Source organism: Martinezella sp. CNPSo 3964, from assembly GCF_057784375.1.
This window is the reverse complement of sequence record NZ_JBXSOW010000001.1, coordinates 1,293,340-1,312,129: the sequence shown is the minus strand read 5'-3', so window position 1 is coordinate 1,312,129 and position 18,790 is coordinate 1,293,340. Positions and strand designations below refer to the sequence as shown.

Annotated in this window: 17 protein-coding genes and 1 pseudogene; 8 read left to right on the top strand and 10 right to left on the bottom strand. The window is 60.4% G+C overall.

The genetic code is table 11. The features are described 5' to 3' along the window. Nucleotides 1-17 precede the first annotated feature (17 nt). Together AC13Q5_RS06425 and AC13Q5_RS06420 are read left to right on the top strand one after the other, a co-directional pair. The gene (locus tag AC13Q5_RS06425; RefSeq protein WP_075855732.1) at nt 18-1,106 is read left to right on the top strand and encodes an ABC transporter ATP-binding protein; all 1,089 of its coding nucleotides are present in this window, start codon (nt 18-20) and stop codon (nt 1,104-1,106) included. Nucleotides 1,107-1,297: 191 nt separating this feature from the next. Then, on the top strand, nt 1,298-1,651 hold the full coding sequence (locus AC13Q5_RS06420) for a hypothetical protein (RefSeq protein WP_075855754.1): 354 nt from the start codon (nt 1,298-1,300) through the stop codon (nt 1,649-1,651). 46 nt (nt 1,652-1,697) lie between these two features. On the opposite strand, the gene AC13Q5_RS06415 is transcribed toward AC13Q5_RS06420, so the two are convergent. The 3 genes and pseudogenes from AC13Q5_RS06415 to AC13Q5_RS06405 form a co-directional block, all read right to left on the bottom strand. Beyond that, nucleotides 1,698-2,051, bottom strand: coding sequence for a hypothetical protein (locus tag AC13Q5_RS06415; RefSeq protein WP_488501179.1), 354 nt, complete (start codon nt 2,049-2,051; stop codon nt 1,698-1,700). Between the two features lie 51 nt (nt 2,052-2,102). Further along, nucleotides 2,103-2,294: pseudogene (locus AC13Q5_RS06410) on the bottom strand (TetR/AcrR family transcriptional regulator); the annotation flags it as partial. A gap of 31 nt (nt 2,295-2,325) precedes the next feature. After that, entirely contained in the window at nt 2,326-2,511 is a 186-nt protein-coding gene (locus AC13Q5_RS06405) for a hypothetical protein (RefSeq protein WP_488501129.1), read from the bottom strand. Nucleotides 2,512-2,590: 79 nt separating this feature from the next. On the opposite strand from AC13Q5_RS06405, the gene AC13Q5_RS06400 reads away from it, so the two are divergent. After that, nucleotides 2,591-3,421 carry a DUF3313 domain-containing protein gene (locus AC13Q5_RS06400; RefSeq protein ID WP_244557948.1) on the top strand — a complete coding sequence of 277 codons (831 nt, stop codon included), beginning with the start codon at nt 2,591-2,593 and terminating at the stop codon, nt 3,419-3,421. Nucleotides 3,422-3,462: 41 nt separating this feature from the next. On the opposite strand, the gene edd is transcribed toward AC13Q5_RS06400, so the two are convergent. The 5 genes from edd to AC13Q5_RS06375 form a co-directional block, all read right to left on the bottom strand. Beyond that, a complete protein-coding gene (gene edd, locus AC13Q5_RS06395) occupies nt 3,463-5,286 on the bottom strand; it encodes a phosphogluconate dehydratase (RefSeq protein WP_488501128.1) in 1,824 nt (607 codons plus the stop codon). A 168-nt stretch (nt 5,287-5,454) separates the two neighbouring features. Continuing rightward, entirely contained in the window at nt 5,455-6,153 is a 699-nt protein-coding gene (gene pgl, locus AC13Q5_RS06390) for a 6-phosphogluconolactonase (RefSeq protein WP_075855728.1), read from the bottom strand. Nucleotides 6,154-6,168: 15 nt separating this feature from the next. Next, on the bottom strand, nt 6,169-7,644 hold the full coding sequence (zwf, locus tag AC13Q5_RS06385; protein ID WP_075855727.1) for a glucose-6-phosphate dehydrogenase: 1,476 nt from the start codon (nt 7,642-7,644) through the stop codon (nt 6,169-6,171). Nucleotides 7,645-7,776: 132 nt separating this feature from the next. Continuing rightward, complete coding sequence (locus tag AC13Q5_RS06380; protein WP_488501127.1) at nt 7,777-9,075, bottom strand: NAD(P)/FAD-dependent oxidoreductase; 1,299 nt, start codon at nt 9,073-9,075, stop codon at nt 7,777-7,779. Between the two features lie 12 nt (nt 9,076-9,087). Next, nucleotides 9,088-10,524 carry a glutamine synthetase family protein gene (locus AC13Q5_RS06375; protein ID WP_075855725.1) on the bottom strand — a complete coding sequence of 479 codons (1,437 nt, stop codon included), beginning with the start codon at nt 10,522-10,524 and terminating at the stop codon, nt 9,088-9,090. Nucleotides 10,525-10,661: 137 nt separating this feature from the next. Here AC13Q5_RS06375 and AC13Q5_RS06370 point away from each other — a divergent pair, with 137 nt between their 5' ends. The 3 genes from AC13Q5_RS06370 to AC13Q5_RS06360 all read left to right on the top strand — a co-directional run bounded on the left by AC13Q5_RS06370 (nt 10,662) and on the right by AC13Q5_RS06360 (nt 15,003). Beyond that, on the top strand, nt 10,662-11,843 hold the full coding sequence (locus tag AC13Q5_RS06370) for a BaiN/RdsA family NAD(P)/FAD-dependent oxidoreductase (protein ID WP_488501126.1): 1,182 nt from the start codon (nt 10,662-10,664) through the stop codon (nt 11,841-11,843). Nucleotides 11,844-11,997: 154 nt separating this feature from the next. Next, nucleotides 11,998-12,141, top strand: coding sequence for a hypothetical protein (locus AC13Q5_RS06365; protein ID WP_167376544.1), 144 nt, complete (start codon nt 11,998-12,000; stop codon nt 12,139-12,141). Between the two features lie 324 nt (nt 12,142-12,465). After that, on the top strand, nt 12,466-15,003 hold the full coding sequence (locus tag AC13Q5_RS06360) for a methyl-accepting chemotaxis protein (protein WP_488501125.1): 2,538 nt from the start codon (nt 12,466-12,468) through the stop codon (nt 15,001-15,003). Here the strand turns inward: AC13Q5_RS06360 and AC13Q5_RS06355 are convergent. After that, complete coding sequence (locus AC13Q5_RS06355) at nt 14,979-15,224, bottom strand: hypothetical protein (RefSeq protein ID WP_488501124.1); 246 nt, start codon at nt 15,222-15,224, stop codon at nt 14,979-14,981. The two genes, AC13Q5_RS06360 and AC13Q5_RS06355, sit on opposite strands and share 25 nt — an antisense overlap. A gap of 100 nt (nt 15,225-15,324) precedes the next feature. Here AC13Q5_RS06355 and AC13Q5_RS06350 point away from each other — a divergent pair, with 100 nt between their 5' ends. Continuing rightward, the gene (locus tag AC13Q5_RS06350; RefSeq protein WP_075855721.1) at nt 15,325-16,197 is read left to right on the top strand and encodes a LysR family transcriptional regulator; all 873 of its coding nucleotides are present in this window, start codon (nt 15,325-15,327) and stop codon (nt 16,195-16,197) included. Between the two features lie 37 nt (nt 16,198-16,234). Here AC13Q5_RS06350 and AC13Q5_RS06345 read toward each other — a convergent pair whose 3' ends face one another. Further along, nucleotides 16,235-17,233 (bottom strand): aldo/keto reductase, encoded by a 999-nt coding sequence (locus AC13Q5_RS06345; protein WP_488501123.1) that lies wholly within the window; start codon nt 17,231-17,233, stop codon nt 16,235-16,237. Nucleotides 17,234-17,574: 341 nt separating this feature from the next. On the opposite strand from AC13Q5_RS06345, the gene AC13Q5_RS06340 reads away from it, so the two are divergent. Then, entirely contained in the window at nt 17,575-18,663 is a 1,089-nt protein-coding gene (locus tag AC13Q5_RS06340; protein WP_488501177.1) for a polyamine ABC transporter substrate-binding protein, read from the top strand. Nucleotides 18,664-18,790: the final 127 nt, after the last annotated feature.

Below are 18,790 nucleotides of genomic sequence, written 5' to 3'. Positions count from 1 at the left end.
TGGGAGGAGGGAGCATAATGACGGGACTTGTTCTGAAGGATATCAAGAAATCCTACGGCAGCGTGCATGTGCTGCACGGCATCGATCTGGAGATCAACGAGGGCGAGTTCATCGTCTTCGTCGGCCCCTCCGGCTGCGGCAAGTCCACCTTGCTCAGGATGATTGCCGGACTGGAAAGCATCACGGCCGGCGATATGATGATCGCCGGGCAGAAGGTGAATGAAGTGCCGCCGTCGCGGCGCGGCATCGCCATGGTCTTCCAGTCCTACGCGCTCTATCCGCATATGACCGTCTACGACAACATGGCCTTCGGCATGCGCATTGCAGGCGAAAGCAAGCAGGAGATCGACCGTCGTGTCCGCGCGGCGGCGGCAAGCCTGCAGCTCACCCAATATCTGGAGCGCCTGCCAAAGGCGCTCTCGGGTGGTCAGCGCCAGCGCGTCGCCATCGGCCGCGCCATCTGCCGCAACCCGAAGGTCTTCCTGTTCGACGAGCCGCTGTCGAACCTCGATGCAGCCCTGCGTGTCGCGACCCGCATCGAGATCGCCAAGCTCAGCGACTCGATGCCCGAGACGACGATGATCTACGTCACCCACGACCAGGTGGAGGCCATGACGCTCGCCGACCGCATCGTCGTGCTGTCGGCCGGCCGTGTCGAGCAAGTCGGTGCGCCGCTTGAGCTCTACGAGCGCCCGGCCAATCTCTTCGTCGCAAAATTCATCGGCTCGCCGGCCATGAACATCATTCCGGCGACAGTGACCGAGACAGGCGCGACGACGACCGTGACGCTGACGGGTGGCAAGGCCGTGACGCTGGATGTGCCGACCGAGACCTCCGAAAAGGGCAAGACGGCGAGCTTTGGCGTGCGTCCGGAAGACCTGCGTCTTGCGACCGGTGACGATTATCTCTTCGAAGGCGAGGTCTCCATCGTCGAGGCGCTCGGCGAGGTGACGCAGCTCTATATCGAAGGCCTGGTCGATGGCGAGCCGATCATCGTCAAGATCCCCGGTATTGCCGATATCCATCGCGGCCAGAAGATGCGCTTTACGGCCGACCGGCAGAAGCTGCATCTCTTCGACGCCAGCGGTCATTCCTATCGCAAGTAGCCGCTTACGGGATGTCGCCGGCTCAAGTAAAAATGAACAATAAAATTCATCTTGGGCCGGCGCGTTCAAACCTTCTGTTAAAGACCCGCTGCTAGTCTTACCATCATAATATACCCCAGGGGTTTACTAAGATGGCCGCGTTCGGCAGAGCTAATTCAGGTCAGCATTTTCTCAACAAAGAAGAATCCTTCATGTATGACCGCGAAGTGCGGTTCCGCATGGAAGATACGATGAACGCGGCGCGCCTTGAATACACCGAGAAAGGCGTGATGAACCTTGCGTCCCGCCGCTGCGATATTATCCGCATCTCGCAGAGCAGTGCGGTTCTCGCGATCCTCACCCAGTATAATCTGCCGAAGCAGTTCTATCTGGATATTCCCGACGCCCGCATCACCAAAGTCGGCTGCGTGCTGATGAAGGTCTTCTCCAACAATACGGTCGAGGTCCGTTTCCTGCGTCTCCTCACGGAGAAGGAAATGAACAAGATCTTCGTCTACAGCACGCATCCGGCCCACAAGAACCGCGTGCTTGATATCAGGGCCTGATCAACGGCCACAGGAAACATGTTGGAGCGATCACTCGGCTGACGGATCAAATTTCCGTCCGCCATTTTTCGAGCGCATCCTCAAGATACTCAATCAGCGACAGCCTGCCATCTTCCTGCAGCCATTTGTCGACCGACAGGCGCAAAGGGCTCACTGCAATCATCGAAACCAGCCGCAGCCCGTCCTGGTCCTTCGTCGGGAACAGCTCGCACAGGGCTTGATAGGCGATTTGTTCGAGTTGCAGAGAGTTGCCTCGCGAGCGGGACCGCAGGATTTCGCTTTGACGGAGCAGCTTGGCTGTCTCAAGAAGCCGCGGTGCTTCCACCTCAAGACGGGCCACAAGTCCCCGGATCGCTTGATGAACAACCGCGACCGGTCGCCCGGCTGATGCATTTTCCATGATGCTCGCCCGAAGCGCGTCCATGTATCTGCGCTGATGCGCCAGAAGAATGTCATCCTTGCTTTTGAAGTAATAGAAGAAGGTTCGCCGGGAAATTCCAGCCGCTGACGCAATCTCGTCGATCGTCGTTTCCTGATATCCCTTCGTCAGAAAGGATCTCATTCCGGCTTCCGCAATGCGTTGAAATGTCAGGCGCCGCTTTTGCTCGCGCAGGCCTTCCGGCTTTGGGGGTGCATCTTGCATCAGTCCATTGTGGCACGAGTCGTACCGCCACTCAAATCATGAGCATGCCCTGGGGTTCCTTTCCGGCGACCTCTATTCCCAGCGAAACAATTTGTTCGTCTCGCCCATCGGTTGCCGCAAAGTAGCCAATATTAATTTTTACACTAAGTGCGATATTTAATGTTGATGCTGAATGTTCGTAACCCGGTGCAGGAGCACAAATATCAATGCCAGCCAATACAATCTCAAATCACGATGAAAGTAGGACATATGGTTCATATGCTGCCGAAAGCCGCTTAAGGCCCAATATTTGGTCGATGGCTCTTCTGCTGAGCCTGTTGACGGGCTGCGCCGCGGCGCCGCTGGATCGGGCAGGGTCCTTGCGCTCCTATGACGGCTTGACCCGATCGGACGGGCTGGTCGCGCATTCACTTCTTCGGGTGAGCAGGGACGATGTTCTTGCGGCGAAGACGGTGAAGATCATTCCGACGGCTTTTTCGATGCGAGCTGAAAGTGCCGCTTTCACGCCGGAGCAGCGTAACCTCGTGACCAATGCCGTCGACAGGGCGCTTTGCTCCGGATTGAGTGAACGCTTCGTCGTCGTCGGCCTGTCCGAGCCGGCCGATCTGACCGTTCGCGCCGTGGTGACGCAGGTCAAGGCGACGAATGCGACGGCTGTCGGTGTCTCGAAGGTCGCATCCGTGGGCAAGAGTGTGTTGTTGCCGGGTGTACCCGTTCCTGTTCCCCGCATTCCCATCGGCATGGGCAGCCTCTCCCTCGAGGCGGAGGCGCTCAATCCCCAAGGCGTGCAGAGGGCTGTCATGATCTGGGGACGCGGTGCAAACGCATTTCTTGATTCGGGCACCATCTCCAAGGAAGGGGATGCCTATAGCCTCGCCGCCAAATTCGGAGGCGATTTCAGCAAGATGCTGGTCAAGGGCAAGACACCGTTCGGAGCGACGCCCTCGTTCCCTTCCCGGGCGAAGCTGGCCGCGCTCGTCGGCCGCGCACCCAAGTATGATGCCTGCAAGGTATTCGGGAAGTCACCGGGCGTGAAGGGCTTCGTGGGAGCACGCCTCGGCCTCCCGCCGGCATGGACGGACAAGGCTCCGGCAAATGCAGAAACAATGGCATCGAAGGCTCCTTAATCAGCCTTCGATGCAGCCTTGCCAGTATTCGGCGGGCAACCTCAGTGGCGGAACAGGACGCTCGCGCCCTGATCCGCCGGCCCTGCCGCGTGGCGGAAAGGAACAAAGAGCTCGCGTCCCATGCCGAACTCGTTCTCCGAGAGATCGACGACCACAGGCTCGCGCTCGGCCATATCGGCAGCATCGACCAGTACCTCAAGCGTGCCGGCGATCGCGTCGATGCGGATCATGTCACCTTCCCTGATACGAGCGATCGGGCCGCCGTCAACAGCTTCCGGCGTCACATGGATTGCGGCCGGAACCTTGCCCGATGCGCCAGACATGCGCCCGTCGGTCAGAAGCGCCACGCGGAAGCCGCGATCCTGCAGCACACCGAGCGCCGGCGTCAGCTTGTGCAGCTCCGGCATACCGTTGGCCTTCGGTCCCTGGAAGCGGACGACGGCGACGAAATCGCGGTTCAGCTTGCCGTCCTTGAAGGCCTGCTGCATCTCCAGCTGGTCGTGGAAGATCACGGCGGGCGCTTCGATGATGTGGCGCTCCGGCTTGACGGCGGAGATCTTGATGACTGCCTTGCCGATATTGCCGCGCAGCATCTTCAGGCCGCCATTGCTCTGGAACGGCGCGTCGATGCTTGCCAGCACCTTCGGGTCGTGGCTCTTGTCCGGTGCCGGCTCGCGCACGACATTGCCATCGGCGCCGAGCTTGATGTCGATGGAATAGCCGTTGAGGCCCTGGCCGTAGACGGTGCGCACGTCGTCGTGCAGCAGCCCCTTCTTCAACAGTTCCTTGATGAGGAAGCCCATGCCGCCGGCGGCATGGAAATGGTTCACGTCGGCAAGCCCGTTCGGATAGACGCGGGCGAGCAGCGGGATGATGTCGGAAAGCTCGGAAATATCCTGCCAGGTGAGCACGATGCCGGCGGCGCGCGCCATGGCGACGATGTGCATCGTGTGGTTCGTCGAGCCACCGGTCGCATGCAGGCCGACGACGCCGTTGACGATCGAGCGCTCGTCGATCATCTCGCCGGCCGGCGTGAATTCATTGCCCATGGCGGTAATCGCAAGTGCACGCTTGGTCGCTTCGCGGGTCAGGGCTTCGCGCAGTGGCGTGCCGGGATTGACGAAGGAAGCGCCGGGCATGTGGAAGCCCATGATTTCCATCAGCATCTGGTTCGAATTCGCCGTGCCGTAGAAGGTGCAGGTGCCGGGGCCGTGATAGGACTTCGATTCCGCCTCGAGCAACTCGGCGCGGCCGACCTTGCCCTCGGCATAGAGCTGCCGCACGCGCGATTTCTCGTCGTTTGGCAGGCCCGAGGTCATCGGACCGGCAGGAATGAAGACGGCGGGCAGATGGCCGAAGGAGAGGGCGGCGATCACAAGGCCCGGCACGATCTTGTCGCAGACGCCGAGGAAGACGGCAGCATCGAACATGTTGTGCGACAGGCCGACGGCTGCCGACATAGCGATCAGGTCGCGCGAAAAGAGTGAGAGTTCCATGCCCGGCTGTCCTTGCGTGACACCGTCACACATGGCCGGCACACCGCCGGCAACCTGGGCGATGCCACCCGCTTCTGCCGCCGCCTGGCGAATAATGGCCGGATAGGTCTCGAAGGGCTGATGCGCCGAGAGCATGTCGTTATAGGAGGTGATGATCCCGAGATTGGGTACCTGGTCTCCCGCCAGTGCGTCTTTCTCGGAGGGGGAACAGATGGCGAAGCCGTGCGCAAGGTTGGCGCAGCCGAGCACGGAACGTTGCGCGCCCTTGGTTGCGGCATTGCGCAGGCGGTCCAGATAGCGTTCGCGCGTCGGCTTCGAGCGCTCGACGATGCGTGCGGTAATCTTGGAAATGCGGGCGTCAGCGGCCATGGTCGATCTGCCTCCGTCTGTTCTGCGCAATGCCCGAAGATCTGTCTCGGTAGCGGGCGTGGCGCGGGGTCCAAAAGTCAATGCTCTGCCGTTGCGCCCGCTAGGGCACATGGCGCAGCACATGTTGCTGTGTCATTCAGGGTTCGATGACGAGGCCCGACGGCCGTGTCACGGAGCCCAATAAATTTCGACCTGCGAAGCCGCCCGGCGCAGCATGGCGCGGATCGGCATCTCGGTTTCTTCGCCGGACGCTTCGGCCTTGGCCAAAACATCCTTCTTTCCTTCTCCCTCGATATGGAGCACCAGCAATCGGGCATCCTGAAGACTGGAGAAGGTGAATGTCAGCCGCGGCTCACCGGCACCTTCCGCTTCCATCGTGATGATGCCGCGCGGGGTGTTCGGATCGAGTGCGGTCTTGAGGTTGCTGCCGCCCGGAAAGAACGACGCCGTGTGGCCGTCATTGCCCATGCCGAGGATGGCGACATCGAAGGGATGGCCGACAGCCTTGGTTTCTTCCGTGGCGATGACTGCGGCTTCCTCGACGGAAGCCGCAGCCTGATAGAGCGGGAGGAACTTGGCGGCTGCCGCCTTGTCCCTCAGCAGGTTTTCCTGAACGAGCAGATGGTTCGAGCGCGGATTGTCAGCCGGCACGAACCGTTCGTCGACGAGGGTGACCGTTACCTTGCCCCAGTCGATCGAGCGCGATGACAGCGCCTGGAAGAAGGCCTTCGGCGTCGAGCCGCCGGAGACCGCGATGCTTGCGGAGCCGCGTGTCGCGATGGCGGCCGAGAGGGTCTCGGCTACCTTGTCCGCGAGCTTGCCGGCGAGTTCGGCACCATTGGCAAAAGCATGCATGTTCGCTGTCATCATTATCGTCCCAGATTAGATATCGTCGTGCCAGGTGCGGCCGTCACGCTCGATGAGCGCGATGGCCTGGCTCGGACCCCAGGTGCCGGCGGTGTAGCCCTGTACCTGCTGTCCGGTTGCTTCCCAACCCTTGAGGATAGGGTCTACCCATTCCCATGCCGCTTCCACTTCGTCGCGGCGCATGAACAGCGTCTGGTTGGAGCGGACGACGTCCATCAGCAGGCGCTCGTAGGCGTCCGGATTGCGGACGTTGAAGGCGGACGCGAAGCTCATGTCGAGCGAGACGTTGCGCAGGCGCATGCCGCCCGGGCCTGGGTCCTTGATCATCAGCGACTGCTTGACGCCTTCGTCCGGCTGCAGGCGGATGATGAGCTGGTTGGCGACGATGCGGCCGGCGGCCTGATCGAAGATGTTGTGCGGGATCGGCTTGAAGGTGATGACGATCTCCGACACGCGGCCGGCAAGACGCTTGCCGGTGCGGATGTAGAAGGGAACGCCGGCCCAGCGCCAGTTGCCGATCTCGGCCTTGATGGCGACGAAGGTCTCGGTGTTGGAAACGCCGCCTTCCAGCTCGTCGAGGTAGCCCTTGACCGGGCCGCCGGCCGAAGCGCCGGCGCGGTACTGGCCGCGAACCGTCGCCTGCTCGACGTTCGAAGCGTCGATCGGCTTCAGCGCGCGCAGAACCTTCAGCTTCTCGTCGCGAACGGCTTCCGAATCCATGGAGGAGGGGATTTCCATCGCCGTCAAGCAAAGCAGCTGCAGGATATGGTTCTGCACCATGTCGCGGAGCGCGCCGGCGGTGTCGTAATAGCCGGCACGGCCTTCGAGACCGACCGATTCCGCCACCGTGATCTGCACGTGGTCGATATGGTTGGCGTTCCAGAGCGGCTCATAGAGGGCATTGGCAAAGCGCAGCGCCATCAAGTTCTGCACGGTTTCCTTGCCGAGATAGTGGTCGATGCGGAAGATCTGCTCTTCCTTGAAGACCTTGCCGATCGTGTCGTTGAGCTGCAGGGCGGATGCGAGGTCGCGGCCGATCGGCTTTTCGACGACGATGCGGGTCTGTTTGGTGATCAGCTTGTGATCGTGGATCTTCTGCGAGATATCACCGAAAATGCCCGGCGCGACGGCGAGGTAGAAGGCGCGCACGCGCTCCTTGCCTTCGTCCAGGAGCTTCTTCAGTTGATCCCAGCCGGCATCGCTGCGGGCGTCGACCGGCACATAGAACAGGCGAGCGAGGAACTTCTTGACTTCGGCGTCGTCATATTCGCCCTTCTTCAGGTGTTCCTTGAGAGCGGCGTCGGCAAACTTACGGTATTCTTCGTTGGAAAGCGCGCTGCGCGAAGCGCCGATGATGCGGGTCGGTTCGGAAAACTGACCTTCGACCTGACGATGGTAAAGAGCGGGAAGGAGCTTGCGCTCTGCAAGGTCACCGCTGCCGCCGAAAACGACATAATCAAATGGTTCAACGGGAATGATTTGGCTGCTCATGAGCTATCTCTCAATCGGTCTTGGTTGAGGCCCCTTTTAATCTAATCGATTTAAAAAGGCCAGTGTGCATCGCAAAATTCAGACTCGGCTTTTTAGAGCGGATCGCCGGCGGAAGAAATCATCTTCCGGTTTTCAAAACCTGTCGCGCAACGCAAACCACGAGAGCGCCAGGAACAGCAGAGGCGCCCGCATGCGCGCACCGCCGGGGAAGGGCGGGACGTTCAGCTCCTTGAAGAGATGAAGTTCGTCCGCATTCCCGAGAATTGTTTTCGCATAGAGTTTACCGCAATAATTTGACAGCATCACCCCATGGCCGGAATAGCCCCCGATCGAGGTGACGCCCGGCATGACCTCGCGCACGAAGGGCTGGCGCGGCATGGTGATGCCGACCGAGCCGCCCCAGGCATAATCGATGTTGATATCGCCGAGAGCCGGATAGATTTCGGCGATCTGCCGGCGGATGTGCTGCGTTATGTCGCGTGGATTGTCTGCCGTATAGGCTTCGCGACCGCCGAACAGTAGTCGCCCGTCCTTCGATTTGCGGAAATAGCGCACGACGAATCGCGAATCGGCCGCGGCCTCGTTGCCGGGCAGCACGGCCGGAAACTCATCGAGCGGTTCGGTGGTGCCGATGAAGGAGCGAATCGGCATGACATGGCTCGATGTCACCGGCTCAAGGTCGCCGATATAGCCGTTGCAGGCGATCAGCACCCGATCGGCCGTGATCTCTCCGCCATCCGTCTCGATGATCGTCTTGCCGCCCGCTTGGCGAAAGCCCTTCGCCTTGGTCATTTCAAAGAGCGAAGCACCGGCTTCGGCCGCGACGCGGGCAAGGCCGATGAGCAGTTTCAGCGGATGGATATGGCCAGTACCCGTGTCCCGGACACCATAGAGATAGAATTGCGAACCCAGCCGTTCCTGGGTTTCGGCCTCATCCATGAACGACATGTGCGGATAGCCGTAGCGGGTCGCCGCGATTTCCGCACTGTCCATATAGTCGCGCTTGTAGCTGCGCTTGTGCGTGACATTCATCTGGCCGGGCAGGAAATCGATGTCGATGCCATGCTCCGACGCGAAGTCGAGAAGGTGGCGCTTGGCATCTTCGGCCAGATCGAAGAGGGCTTTGGAACGCTCGTAGCCGATTTTCTCTTCGAGTTCTTCGGGCCACCAGCGCTGGCCGGTGCCGAGTTGTCCGCCATTGCGGCCGGAGGCGCCATCGCCGAAACGGTTGGCGTCGATCAGGACGACGTCGACACCACCCTTGGCGAGGTTGTAGGCGGCCTGAAGGCCGGTATAGCCGCCGCCGACGATCGCGACGTCAGCCTGACGCGAGCCATCGAGCTTTGGATAGCGCGCGCGCGGGCCGACGGTCGCCTGATAGAAGGAAAGACCCGGTGCGATCGGGCTCTGCCATGTTTCCTGCAATGTCATGGGCGATCTCCCTCACACGTTGAGCAGAAGGAATTCCCGCTCCCACGGGCTGATCACCTGCATGAAGGTTTCGAATTCACCGCGTTTGACGCCGGCATAGATGTCGATGAAATCCTTGCCGAGAACCTCCTCGAAGGCCGGCTCGTCCTCCATCAGCGCAATCGCTTCCAGAAGGCCGCGTGGCAGATCGATGGAGCCTTCATTGGCCGAATCTTCCGTCGGCGCCGTCGGCTCCACCTGTTTCATGATGCCGAGAAGGCCCGAGGCCAGCGAGGCGGCAAGCGCCAGATAAGGGTTGGCGTCCGAGCTCGGCAGGCGGTTTTCCACGCGCCGCGCCTGAGGGTCGGAGACGGGCACGCGGAAGGCGGTGGTGCGGTTGTCGTAGCCCCAGGCATTGTTGACCGGGCAGGACATGTTGGGCGCCAGCCGGCGATACGAGTTCACATAGGGCGCGAGCATGGCAAGCGCATTCGGCACGAAGCGCTGCATTCCACCGATGAAATGGAAGAACTCGGGCGAAGGGCTGCCGTCCGGATTGGTGAAGACGTTCTTGCCGGTCTCGATGTTCACGACCGACTGATGGATGTGCATTGCCGAGCCCGGCTGGCTCTGCATCGGCTTGGCCATGAAGGTCGCATAAATGCCGTGCTTCAGCGCTGCCTCGCGGATCGTGCGCTTGAACAGGAATACCTGGTCGGCCAGTTCGATCGGGTCGCCGTGGCGCAGGTTGATTTCCAGCTGCGCCGGTCCCTCTTCATGGATCAGCGTATCGATCTCGAGACCCTGCTTCTCCGAGAAATGATAGATGTCGTCGATCAGCTCGTCGAATTCGTTGATGCCGGCGATCGAATAGCCTTGGCCGCCGAGGATCGAACGGCCGGAGCGGCCTTTCGGCGGATGCAGCGGATAGTCGGGATCGTCATTCTTGGCGACGAGATAGAATTCGATTTCGGGCGCCACCACGGGTTTCCAGCCGCGATCGCGATAGAGCCCCATGATGCGCTTCAGGACGTTGCGTGGCGTGTAGGAGACTTCCTGGCCCTCGGAATTGACGATATCGCAGATCACCTGGGCAGTCGGATCGGTTTCCCAGGGTACAACCGAAAGTGTCGAAAGATCCGGCACGAGCTTGAGATCGCTGTCGCGCGGCTCGTAGCGGAAACTCTCCGTCTCCTCGGGATATTCGCCGGAGATCGTGTGGCGATAGATCGCCGAAGGCAGCGCCAGCGAGGTGTTGGAGGTGAATTTCGAGGTCGGCATCATCTTGCCGCGCGGCACGCCGGCAAGGTCTGGGGTGATGCATTCGATGTCCTCGATCCCGCGTGCCCGCAGCCATTGAGCCGCTTCCTTCCAGTTTGCCACGCCGCGAGCCGATCTCAGACCAGGAGGTACCATAGGGGCTTTCGAGACGGGTATGGAAGCTTTCAGCGGGGTCTTTCTCGCGGGCATAAAACACCGTATTTGGGTTGATCGGTGAGTGCATCATAACTGCAGTTTGCCAATTGGCGAGGGGGAAAACCGCTCGGACTTTCGCCGTATGATGGAAAAATGACGAGAGAGCGCGGCGAAGAATGAAGGGCTGAAGCGTGGCTGGCAGATATGATGTGATCGTCCTCGGTGCGGGTGCGGCGGGCATGATGTGCGCCATCCGCGCCGGCCAGCGCGGACGGTCCGTCCTTGTGCTCGATCATGCCGCAGCGCCGGGCGAGAAGATCCGAATCTCCGGCGGCGGCCGCTGCAATTTCACCAACATCCATGCCGGCCCGAAGAACTTCCTGTCCACCAATCCGCATTTCGCCAAATCGGCGCTCGCCCGCTTCACGCCTCAGGATTTCATTGCCATGGTCGAGCGCCACGGCATCGCGTGGCACGAGAAGACGCTCGGCCAGCTCTTCTGCGATGATAGCGCCAAGGACATCATCCGCATGCTGATGGACGAGATGCGGGCAGCCGGCGCGCAGCTGCGATTGCGTACGGAGATCGGCGACATCGAGCAAAGTGCCGGCGGCTATCGCGTCAGCACGTCCGAAGGCGCTTTCGAAGCATCCTCGCTGGTCGTCGCCACGGGCGGCAAGTCGATCCCCAAGATGGGCGCAACGGGTTTTGCCTACCGCATAGCCGAGCAGTTCGGCTTGCCTTTGGTCGAAACGCGTCCGGGTCTCGTACCTCTGACGCTTGATCCGCAATTGCTGCAGCGCCTCGCGCCGCTTTCGGGCATTGCCGCGCCCGCCGAGATCCGCCATGGCAAGACATCCTTCCGCGAAGCGCTGCTCTTTACCCATCGCGGCCTCAGCGGTCCGGCCATCCTGCAGATTTCCTCCTATTGGCGCGAAGGGGAAGACATCACGGTGGTGATCGAACCTGATATCGATATCCTCGCGCTGCTCAAAAAGGCAAAGCACGCGAATGGTCGGCAATCGGCGCAGACGGCGCTTGCGGAAATCCTGCCGAAGCGGCTGGCGCAGCATGTCGTCGAGAGCGAAGGCATCTCCGGCAACATGGCCGATCTATCCGACAAGCGCCTGCAGCAGCTCGCGGCAGCCATGCAGGCCTGGTCCGTCAAGCCATCGGGCTCGGAAGGCTATCGTACCGCCGAGGTGACGCTCGGTGGTATCGACACGGCTTGCCTCGATTCGCGGACGATGCAGGCAAAGAGCATTCCCGGCCTATTCTTCATCGGCGAATGCGTCGACGTGACCGGCTGGCTCGGCGGCTACAATTTCCAATGGGCTTGGGCATCGGGCCATGTGGCCGGCGAGGCCGCTTGAACTGCCATTTCAGGGGCTTGCCGGCGCCCTGAGAAAATGGAACCCGCCTCTGTTTCTCGCGTTTTCCTTTCCTACATTATTAGTGAATACATTGGCAGTTGCCGAACACACCATTTGCCGGTTATCGTGTCAGTGCGAAAATGGGAATATACTCATGAACAGAACACAGCGTCGCGCTCGCGCCATTGCAATCGCTCAGACCCGTGACAACGCCAAGCTTTTGGCGGCAAGACTGTTGATGTTGGCGACCGGCGTGACAGCCGCTTGCATCGCCTACCTTACTGTACGCGGCTTCTGATCTCGGCCGCTTTCATTGTCCTTCGCCGCCGCGAAGCGGCGGCCTTGGCTCGCGCAAAGGAATAGGTATCGTCATCCGCTTTTCAGCGTTTGATTGTATGTTGCGGGTCACACTACACCCTTATCTGAAAATTAATTAATCACACCGACAATCCCAATCGATTTCTTGGGGTGCTCTACTGCAAGCTAGAGCCGAAGCAATGATTGCTTCCTGACTTATACTCGGGAACCCCGCCTGCAGATATTTCAAGAACGATGGTTATACATCCGGTCAGCGCCGAGGCGGCGTCGACGGGGGAGCGGTGTGTGAGAGGTCTGGGCCAAAATGTTCATTGACAAGATATTGTCGCGTTTCAACATCAAGACGAAGGTTCTGATATTCGTCCTGCCGTTCGTCATCAGCATTTCCGCCGTAGGCCTCACCGGGCTTTATGCGTCGGGTCTGCTTCAGGGCCGCATGGAGATCTCCAACAGCGTCCTGCAGTCCCTGACCGGGTTCAAGAACCTCTATGGTTCGATGGATGACTTCCTGCGCATCACCAACGCACAGCAGCGCGACAAGCTCTATGAGGACATCAAGTCGCAGCAGAGCGTACTGAATGCCACTCTCGGCCAGCTCGGCGCAGATGCGGACGGTCGCGACAATCTGACTGACGCGATAGCAAAGACCGCTGACATGTCCAATCTTGTCGGCAGGCTGTGGTCGCTGCACGAACAGGAACTCTCGCTCCGCAAGACGATCGACGACGCGCAGCGCGCTTTGATCAGTGCCCGTTTCAACGTCAATTTCAACAGCCAGCAGCTGGAAGACCGGATGCGCCAGGATCAGGCGGACGCGACCTCCACGCTGCGCTCCGCCGACCGCCTGCTGAAGGGCGGCGATATGCTGAGTTCCGTCGCGGAAGACTTTAACAAGGCAGCGACCCCGGCCGACAAGGTCAAGCTTCTCAAGGATCGTTTGACGGATCTGAACAAGGCGCAGCGCTCCATCGATCTCGCATTGCCACAGAACCAGAAGAGCGTCGTCCAGTCGCTGGTGGGCACGATCAAGGATCTTGCGGCCTTCACCGAAAGCACCGATGTGCCGACGGACGATACCGTTGCCAACATCAGCCGGCTGCTCTCGCGCTTCCGCCAGACCTCGACCTATACGCAGCTGGCGGCGACGCAGATGATGCGCCAGGCGACCACGACCTTCGTGTCCCTCGATGCCCGCGTCGCGCAGACGAATTCGGTCCTGCAGGATACGCGCCGCCTTGAAGACTCGATCTATTCGCTGCAGCTCGTTTTGGCCGATTTCAACGCCAATACGAACAAGGACAATCTCGTCCGTCTGCGCCAGGAAGTTTCCAAGCTCGGCGGCGATATCGATACGCTGAACCAGAGCGCCAAGAGCATGGATTTTGCCGGCGACATCGACACGGCCATTCGTCCCGCCATCAAATCCATGGATGACGCCGGCGGCAAGCTTGTCGATACGATCAACCAGCGGATCGGCGAATATGCCAGCGCCCGCCAGCAGCTCGATCAGGTCTGGGGTCAGTTGACCGCCTTCGCCGAGACGCAGAAGCAGAGCGCCGGCAGCGAGCGCAACCAGGCAAATTCCATATCCATCCTGGCGACTGCACTTGGCATTATTCTCTCGGTTGCCGGCGGCATCGCGCTCGTTCTGACCCTGCAGCGCCCGATCGGCCAGATCACCGCTGCCATGCGCCGCATTGCCGACGGCATGCTGGAGACTTCGATCTCCGGCGAACAGCGCCGCGACGAAATCGGCGACATGGCGAGAGCCCTCGGCATCTTCAAGGAAAACGCCATCTCGAAGATCCGCATCGAGGAACAGAGCGATGAGGAGCGCGCTGCTGCGGAGCATGAGCGCCAGCGCAACGATGCCGAAAAGCGCGAACTCGACCGTCAGATCGACTATGCCGTCAGCGAGCTTGCTGCTGGTCTGGAGCGTCTTGCCCAGGGCGATATCTCGGCAACGATTGAGACGCCTTTCATCGGCCGCCTCGAGCAGCTCCGTCAGGATTTCAACAGTTCGCTGTCTCGCCTGCAGCAGACGCTGAGCCAGGTCCGCAGCAATGTCGAGATGATCCAGAGCAACGGCGCGCAGATGGCGGCTTCCGCCGAGGATCTGTCGAAGCGCACTGAGCAGCAGGCTGCCTCTCTCGAACAGACCGCCGCGGCCGTCGACGAGATCACGGTAACCGTTCGTTCATCCGCCGAACGCGCCAAGGATGCGGATGCGATCGTGCGCGAAGCCAAGCGTAGCGCCGATGACAGTTCCGTCGTTGTCGGCAACGCCATCGACGCGATGACGCGCATCGAAGATGCATCCCGCAAGATCGAGCAGATCATCGGCGTCATCGACGAGATCGCCTTCCAGACCAACCTTCTGGCGCTCAATGCCGGTATCGAAGCCGCTCGCGCCGGCGAGGCCGGCAAGGGGTTTGCCGTTGTCGCCATGGAAGTGCGCGAACTCGCACAGCGCTCGGCCGCTGCCGCCAAGGAAATCAAGGGGCTCATCAACAAGTCGACCGAGGAGGTCAATTCCGGTTCGCAGTTCGTGCAGGAGGCCGGCTCGGTCCTCGCGCAGATCAGCAGCCAGATCGTGACGATCAGCCAACATGTGGAAATGATTGCCCGCGCCAGCCACGATCAGGCCAGCGCCCTGCAGGAGGTCAATTCCTCGGTCAACCACATGGACCAGATGACCCAGCAGAACGCCGGCATGGTGGAAGAGACGACGGCGGCGAGCCGAGAACTCGCCGGCGAAGCCGATGCCCTGCTGCACCTCATTCTGCAGTTCAAGATCGAGGCGGGCTACAACGGAGGCTACATGCGCGAGCAGGCGGCCTGACCGCAGTAATCATTGCTATCGCAGGCGGATTGGCCGATTTCCGGCTGGTCCGCCTTTTTCATTGCTTTGTAAAGGGTGTTCAAAGCCGCAAACATCCGTCCGATCCATATGAAGAGGCGCGGTGGCTCGATCCCATAGTCGAGATAGAACAGGTCCTCGTTGTGGCGCCATTGTTCTTCGCGCGCCAGGCTTTGTATTTCTATGGCTTTCGCCAGAGCCATGCTTTCTGTCATGAGATGTCTCCTTCCTGTGAGGCATCCCTTCAACTACACATCAGAATTTTCTTTATAAACAGCCGTTTTTGCCTTATGTTTTTCAATTATGAAAAACACGACCTGGGATTCCTATAGGCTTTTTCTCGATGTCGCCCGCGGTGGCGGCTTGACCGGCGCCGTCGCTTCCAGCGGCTTGAGCCCGGCAACGATCGGCCGGCGAATGCTGGAACTGGAAGGGCAGATCGGACGCCCGCTGTTCGAGCGCAGCCAGGCGGGCTATGCACTGACGGGCGACGGTCAGGCCTTGTTCGATCAGCTGCTGGAGATGGAAGCCGCCGCCCGCAAGGTCGATAGCTGGCAACGCGATGCCCAAGGCGCTTCGATCGTCCGTATCGCGGCTGGCACATGGGTCGGCTGGCTGCTCAGCCAGAACATGCCGACGATCTGCTCCGAGCGGGATGGGTTCCGCATCGACCTGCATCTCGGCGAGCGCCGCGCCAGCCTTGCCCATCGCGAAAGCGATATCGGTATCCGCGCCTTCGAGCCGGAGGAGACCAATCTCGCGGCGATCAAGACCGGTGATGTCGCCTATGCCGCCTATCAGGCGCGCAACATGCGCTTTTCCGGCCCGCCGCGCTGGATCGCGGTGGCGGAGGAGGAGGCGATCTCGGCCTATCTGCGCTGGCCACACCAGAACAAGCGCGAGGAAATCGCTTTTACCGTCAGCCGCCCCCGCTCACTGTACGATCTGGTGCTCGCCGGATCCGGCATTGCCGTGCTCCCCTGCTTCGTTGGCGATCAGGAACCGCGGCTGGAGCGGGTGGGCGAGGAAATCTCGGAGCTGCGCCACCGGCAATGGATCGTCATGAACAATGCCGACCGCCATCGCCGGGAAATCCGCACCGTGGTCGACCGCATGGCCAAGCTGTTGAAAAGCCATGCCGAGCTCTTTGCCGGCAAGCGCCCAACCTATCTGTGAAAGGACCGGCGGCAGTTTACCGCCGGCTCGCGCTTGTTCAGCGAGCCGCGTCGCCCCAGCGATATTCGACGGTAGCGTCGTCAAGCTTCGCCTTCAGCTCCGGATCGAGCTTGAGATCGATGGCCGCGAGTGTGTCCGTCAATTGATCGGGACGGCTTGCGCCGATGATGGCCGAGGTGATGACCGGATTGGCCGCCACCCAGGCGACGGCGAGCTTTGTGAGCGACTGGCCGGCTTCTTCGGCGATACCGCGCAGCTTCTCGATCGTCGCAAATTCGCGCTCGTGCCAGTAGCGCTGCAGATAGTTGGTGCCGGCGCCGCGCAGCTGCGCGCTGAAGCGGCCTTCGGTCGGCGCCTGGTCATGCTTGTGCTTGCCGGTAAGGAGACCGCCGGCGATCGGGTTGTAGGGGATGACGGCGATGCGTTGTTCTTCGGCAAGCGGCAGCAGTTCGCGCTCGATTTGACGGAACAGGAGATTGTAGCGCGGCTGCACCGAGACGAAGCGGGCGCTGCGCAGAAAATCGGCCCGGCCGAGCGCCAATGCCAGCCGGTAGGCGAGGAAGTTCGATACGCCGACATAGCGGGCCCTGCCCGACCGCACGATGACATCGAGCGCCTCCAGCGTCTCGTCGATCGGTGTTTCGCGATCGTCCGAATGCAATTGATAGAGGTCGACATAGTCAGTGCCGAGACGCCGCAGCGAAGCGTCGATAGCATCGAGAAGGTGCTTTCGCGATGCGCCCTGGTCCCAGGGAGACGGACCAACTTTTCCAACGGCCTTGGTCGCGACGATGAAGCGGTCACGCTTGCCCTTCAGCCAGCGCCCGACGATCTCTTCGGTGCGGCCGGCAAGCTGCTCGCCGCCGCCAAGCGGATAGACGTCGGCAGTGTCGATGAAGTTGACGCCGGCATCGGTCGCCTTGTCGAGAATGGCATGGGCGATGTCTTCCTGCTCGATCTGCAGGCCGAAGGTCATTGTGCCCAGGCACAGGCGCGAGACGCTGAGACCGGTATTCCCGAATTTCTGATACTGCATGATGAATCCCCGATGATGGGTTTGAGTTTGCCCGCTGGGCTGGATGGCGAAACAGGTTTGAAAATGTTCGCGGAAGAGAACTGCTCGATGTTAGCAAAGCCGGTTTCCGCATTCACGCGCGAAGCAGGCCTTGAGTTCACAATTGCGTGCGAACGGCATTGGCTCCTGGTGAGGGCCGTTTTGCGAGGCGATCGGTCGTTTTCGGATAAAACGGCTAAAGCTCGTGCTGACTTGCTTTTTCCCTTGTCGCCTTCCGATTTCCTTTCTAGTCTAACGGGAAAAACAGAGGGTTGGGTATCGCCTCGATGCCCTTGAACAAAACAGGAGAGACTATGAAGTCCATGTTCGCACGGCTTGCAGCAACGGCTTTCGCGGTCGTTTCGCTGGCGACGGTCGCTCAGGCAGAAGACAAGGTCGTCAACATCTACAACTGGTCGGATTACATCGACAATTCGATCCTGGCGGATTTCACCAAGGAAACCGGCATCAAGGTCGTCTATGACACCTTCGACCAGAACGAGACGCTGGAAACCAAGCTGCTGGCCGGCAAGACCGGTTATGACATCGTCGTCCCGACGGCCTACTTCCTGCAACGCCAGATCAAGGCCGGCGTCTTTCAGAAGCTCGACAAGTCCAAGCTGCCGAATATCTCCAACATGTGGGATACGGTGCAGCAGCGCATCGCGACCTACGACCCCGGCAATCAATACGCCATCGACTATATGTGGGGCACCAGCGGCGTCGGCTACAACGTCGACAAGGTGAAGCAGATCCTCGGCACCGACGAGGCACCCGATATCAACGTGATCTTTGATCCCGCGGTGGCAGCCAAGTTCAAGGATTGCGGCATCTATGTGCTGGATTCGCCGACGGATGTCATCCCGGCCGCGCTGCGCTATCTGGGCCTCGACCCGAATTCGACCAAGCAGGAAGACTTCAAGAAGGCCGAAGAGCTTTTGACGTCGATCCGGCCCTTCGTGCGCAAGTTTCACTCCTCCGAATACATCAATGCGCTCGCCAATGGCGATATCTGCATCGCCTTCGGCTATTCCGGTGATGTGCTGCAGGCCCGCAATCGCGCGACCGAAGCCAAGAACGGCGTCAACATCAGCTATTCGATCCCGACGAAGGGCGCGCAGATGTGGTTCGACGTCATGGCGATCCCCGCTGATGCGCCGCATGTCGAAGAGGCGCATATTTTCCTCAACTACATCATGAAGCCGGAAGTCATCGCCAAGGCGAGCAATTTCACCGCCTATGCCAACGGCAACAAGGCATCGCAGCAGTTCGTGAGCAAGGACGTGCTGGAAGATCCGGCCGTCTATCCGACCGATGCGGTCCGCGAGAAGTTGTACACACTGACACCTTGGGACGCAAAAACGCAGCGCGTGGCGACGCGGTTGTGGACAAAGGTCACGACAGGCCAATAATTCGAAGCGGCCCGGACGGCAACGTCCGGGCCTTTCCTTATGAGGGTAAGGTTAGGAATCACGAGCGCGCCGGGAAGGGGAAGAGCCGGGCGCCAACGTATTTCCGGGAAAAGTGCGCAGCGGTTTT

Coding starts and splice junctions, on each gene's coding strand:
- AC13Q5_RS06380 (WP_488501127.1), bottom strand. CDS start 9,075: ATGACATTGCAGGAAACATGGCAGAGCCCGATCGCACCGGGTCTTTCC.
- AC13Q5_RS06355 (WP_488501124.1), bottom strand. CDS start 15,224: ATGGCTCTGGCGAAAGCCATAGAAATACAAAGCCTGGCGCGCGAAGAA.
- AC13Q5_RS06340 (WP_488501177.1), top strand. CDS start 17,575: ATGTTCGCACGGCTTGCAGCAACGGCTTTCGCGGTCGTTTCGCTGGCG.
- AC13Q5_RS06420 (WP_075855754.1), top strand. CDS start 1,298: ATGTATGACCGCGAAGTGCGGTTCCGCATGGAAGATACGATGAACGCG.
- pgl (WP_075855728.1), bottom strand. CDS start 6,153: ATGACAGCGAACATGCATGCTTTTGCCAATGGTGCCGAACTCGCCGGC.
- AC13Q5_RS06360 (WP_488501125.1), top strand. CDS start 12,466: ATGTTCATTGACAAGATATTGTCGCGTTTCAACATCAAGACGAAGGTT.
- AC13Q5_RS06345 (WP_488501123.1), bottom strand. CDS start 17,233: ATGCAGTATCAGAAATTCGGGAATACCGGTCTCAGCGTCTCGCGCCTG.
- AC13Q5_RS06425 (WP_075855732.1), top strand. CDS start 18: ATGACGGGACTTGTTCTGAAGGATATCAAGAAATCCTACGGCAGCGTG.
- edd (WP_488501128.1), bottom strand. CDS start 5,286: ATGGCCGCTGACGCCCGCATTTCCAAGATTACCGCACGCATCGTCGAG.
- zwf (WP_075855727.1), bottom strand. CDS start 7,644: ATGAGCAGCCAAATCATTCCCGTTGAACCATTTGATTATGTCGTTTTC.
- AC13Q5_RS06415 (WP_488501179.1), bottom strand. CDS start 2,051: ATGGAAAATGCATCAGCCGGGCGACCGGTCGCGGTTGTTCATCAAGCG.
- AC13Q5_RS06375 (WP_075855725.1), bottom strand. CDS start 10,524: ATGCCCGCGAGAAAGACCCCGCTGAAAGCTTCCATACCCGTCTCGAAA.
- AC13Q5_RS06365 (WP_167376544.1), top strand. CDS start 11,998: ATGAACAGAACACAGCGTCGCGCTCGCGCCATTGCAATCGCTCAGACC.
- AC13Q5_RS06350 (WP_075855721.1), top strand. CDS start 15,325: ATGAAAAACACGACCTGGGATTCCTATAGGCTTTTTCTCGATGTCGCC.
- AC13Q5_RS06400 (WP_244557948.1), top strand. CDS start 2,591: ATGGCTCTTCTGCTGAGCCTGTTGACGGGCTGCGCCGCGGCGCCGCTG.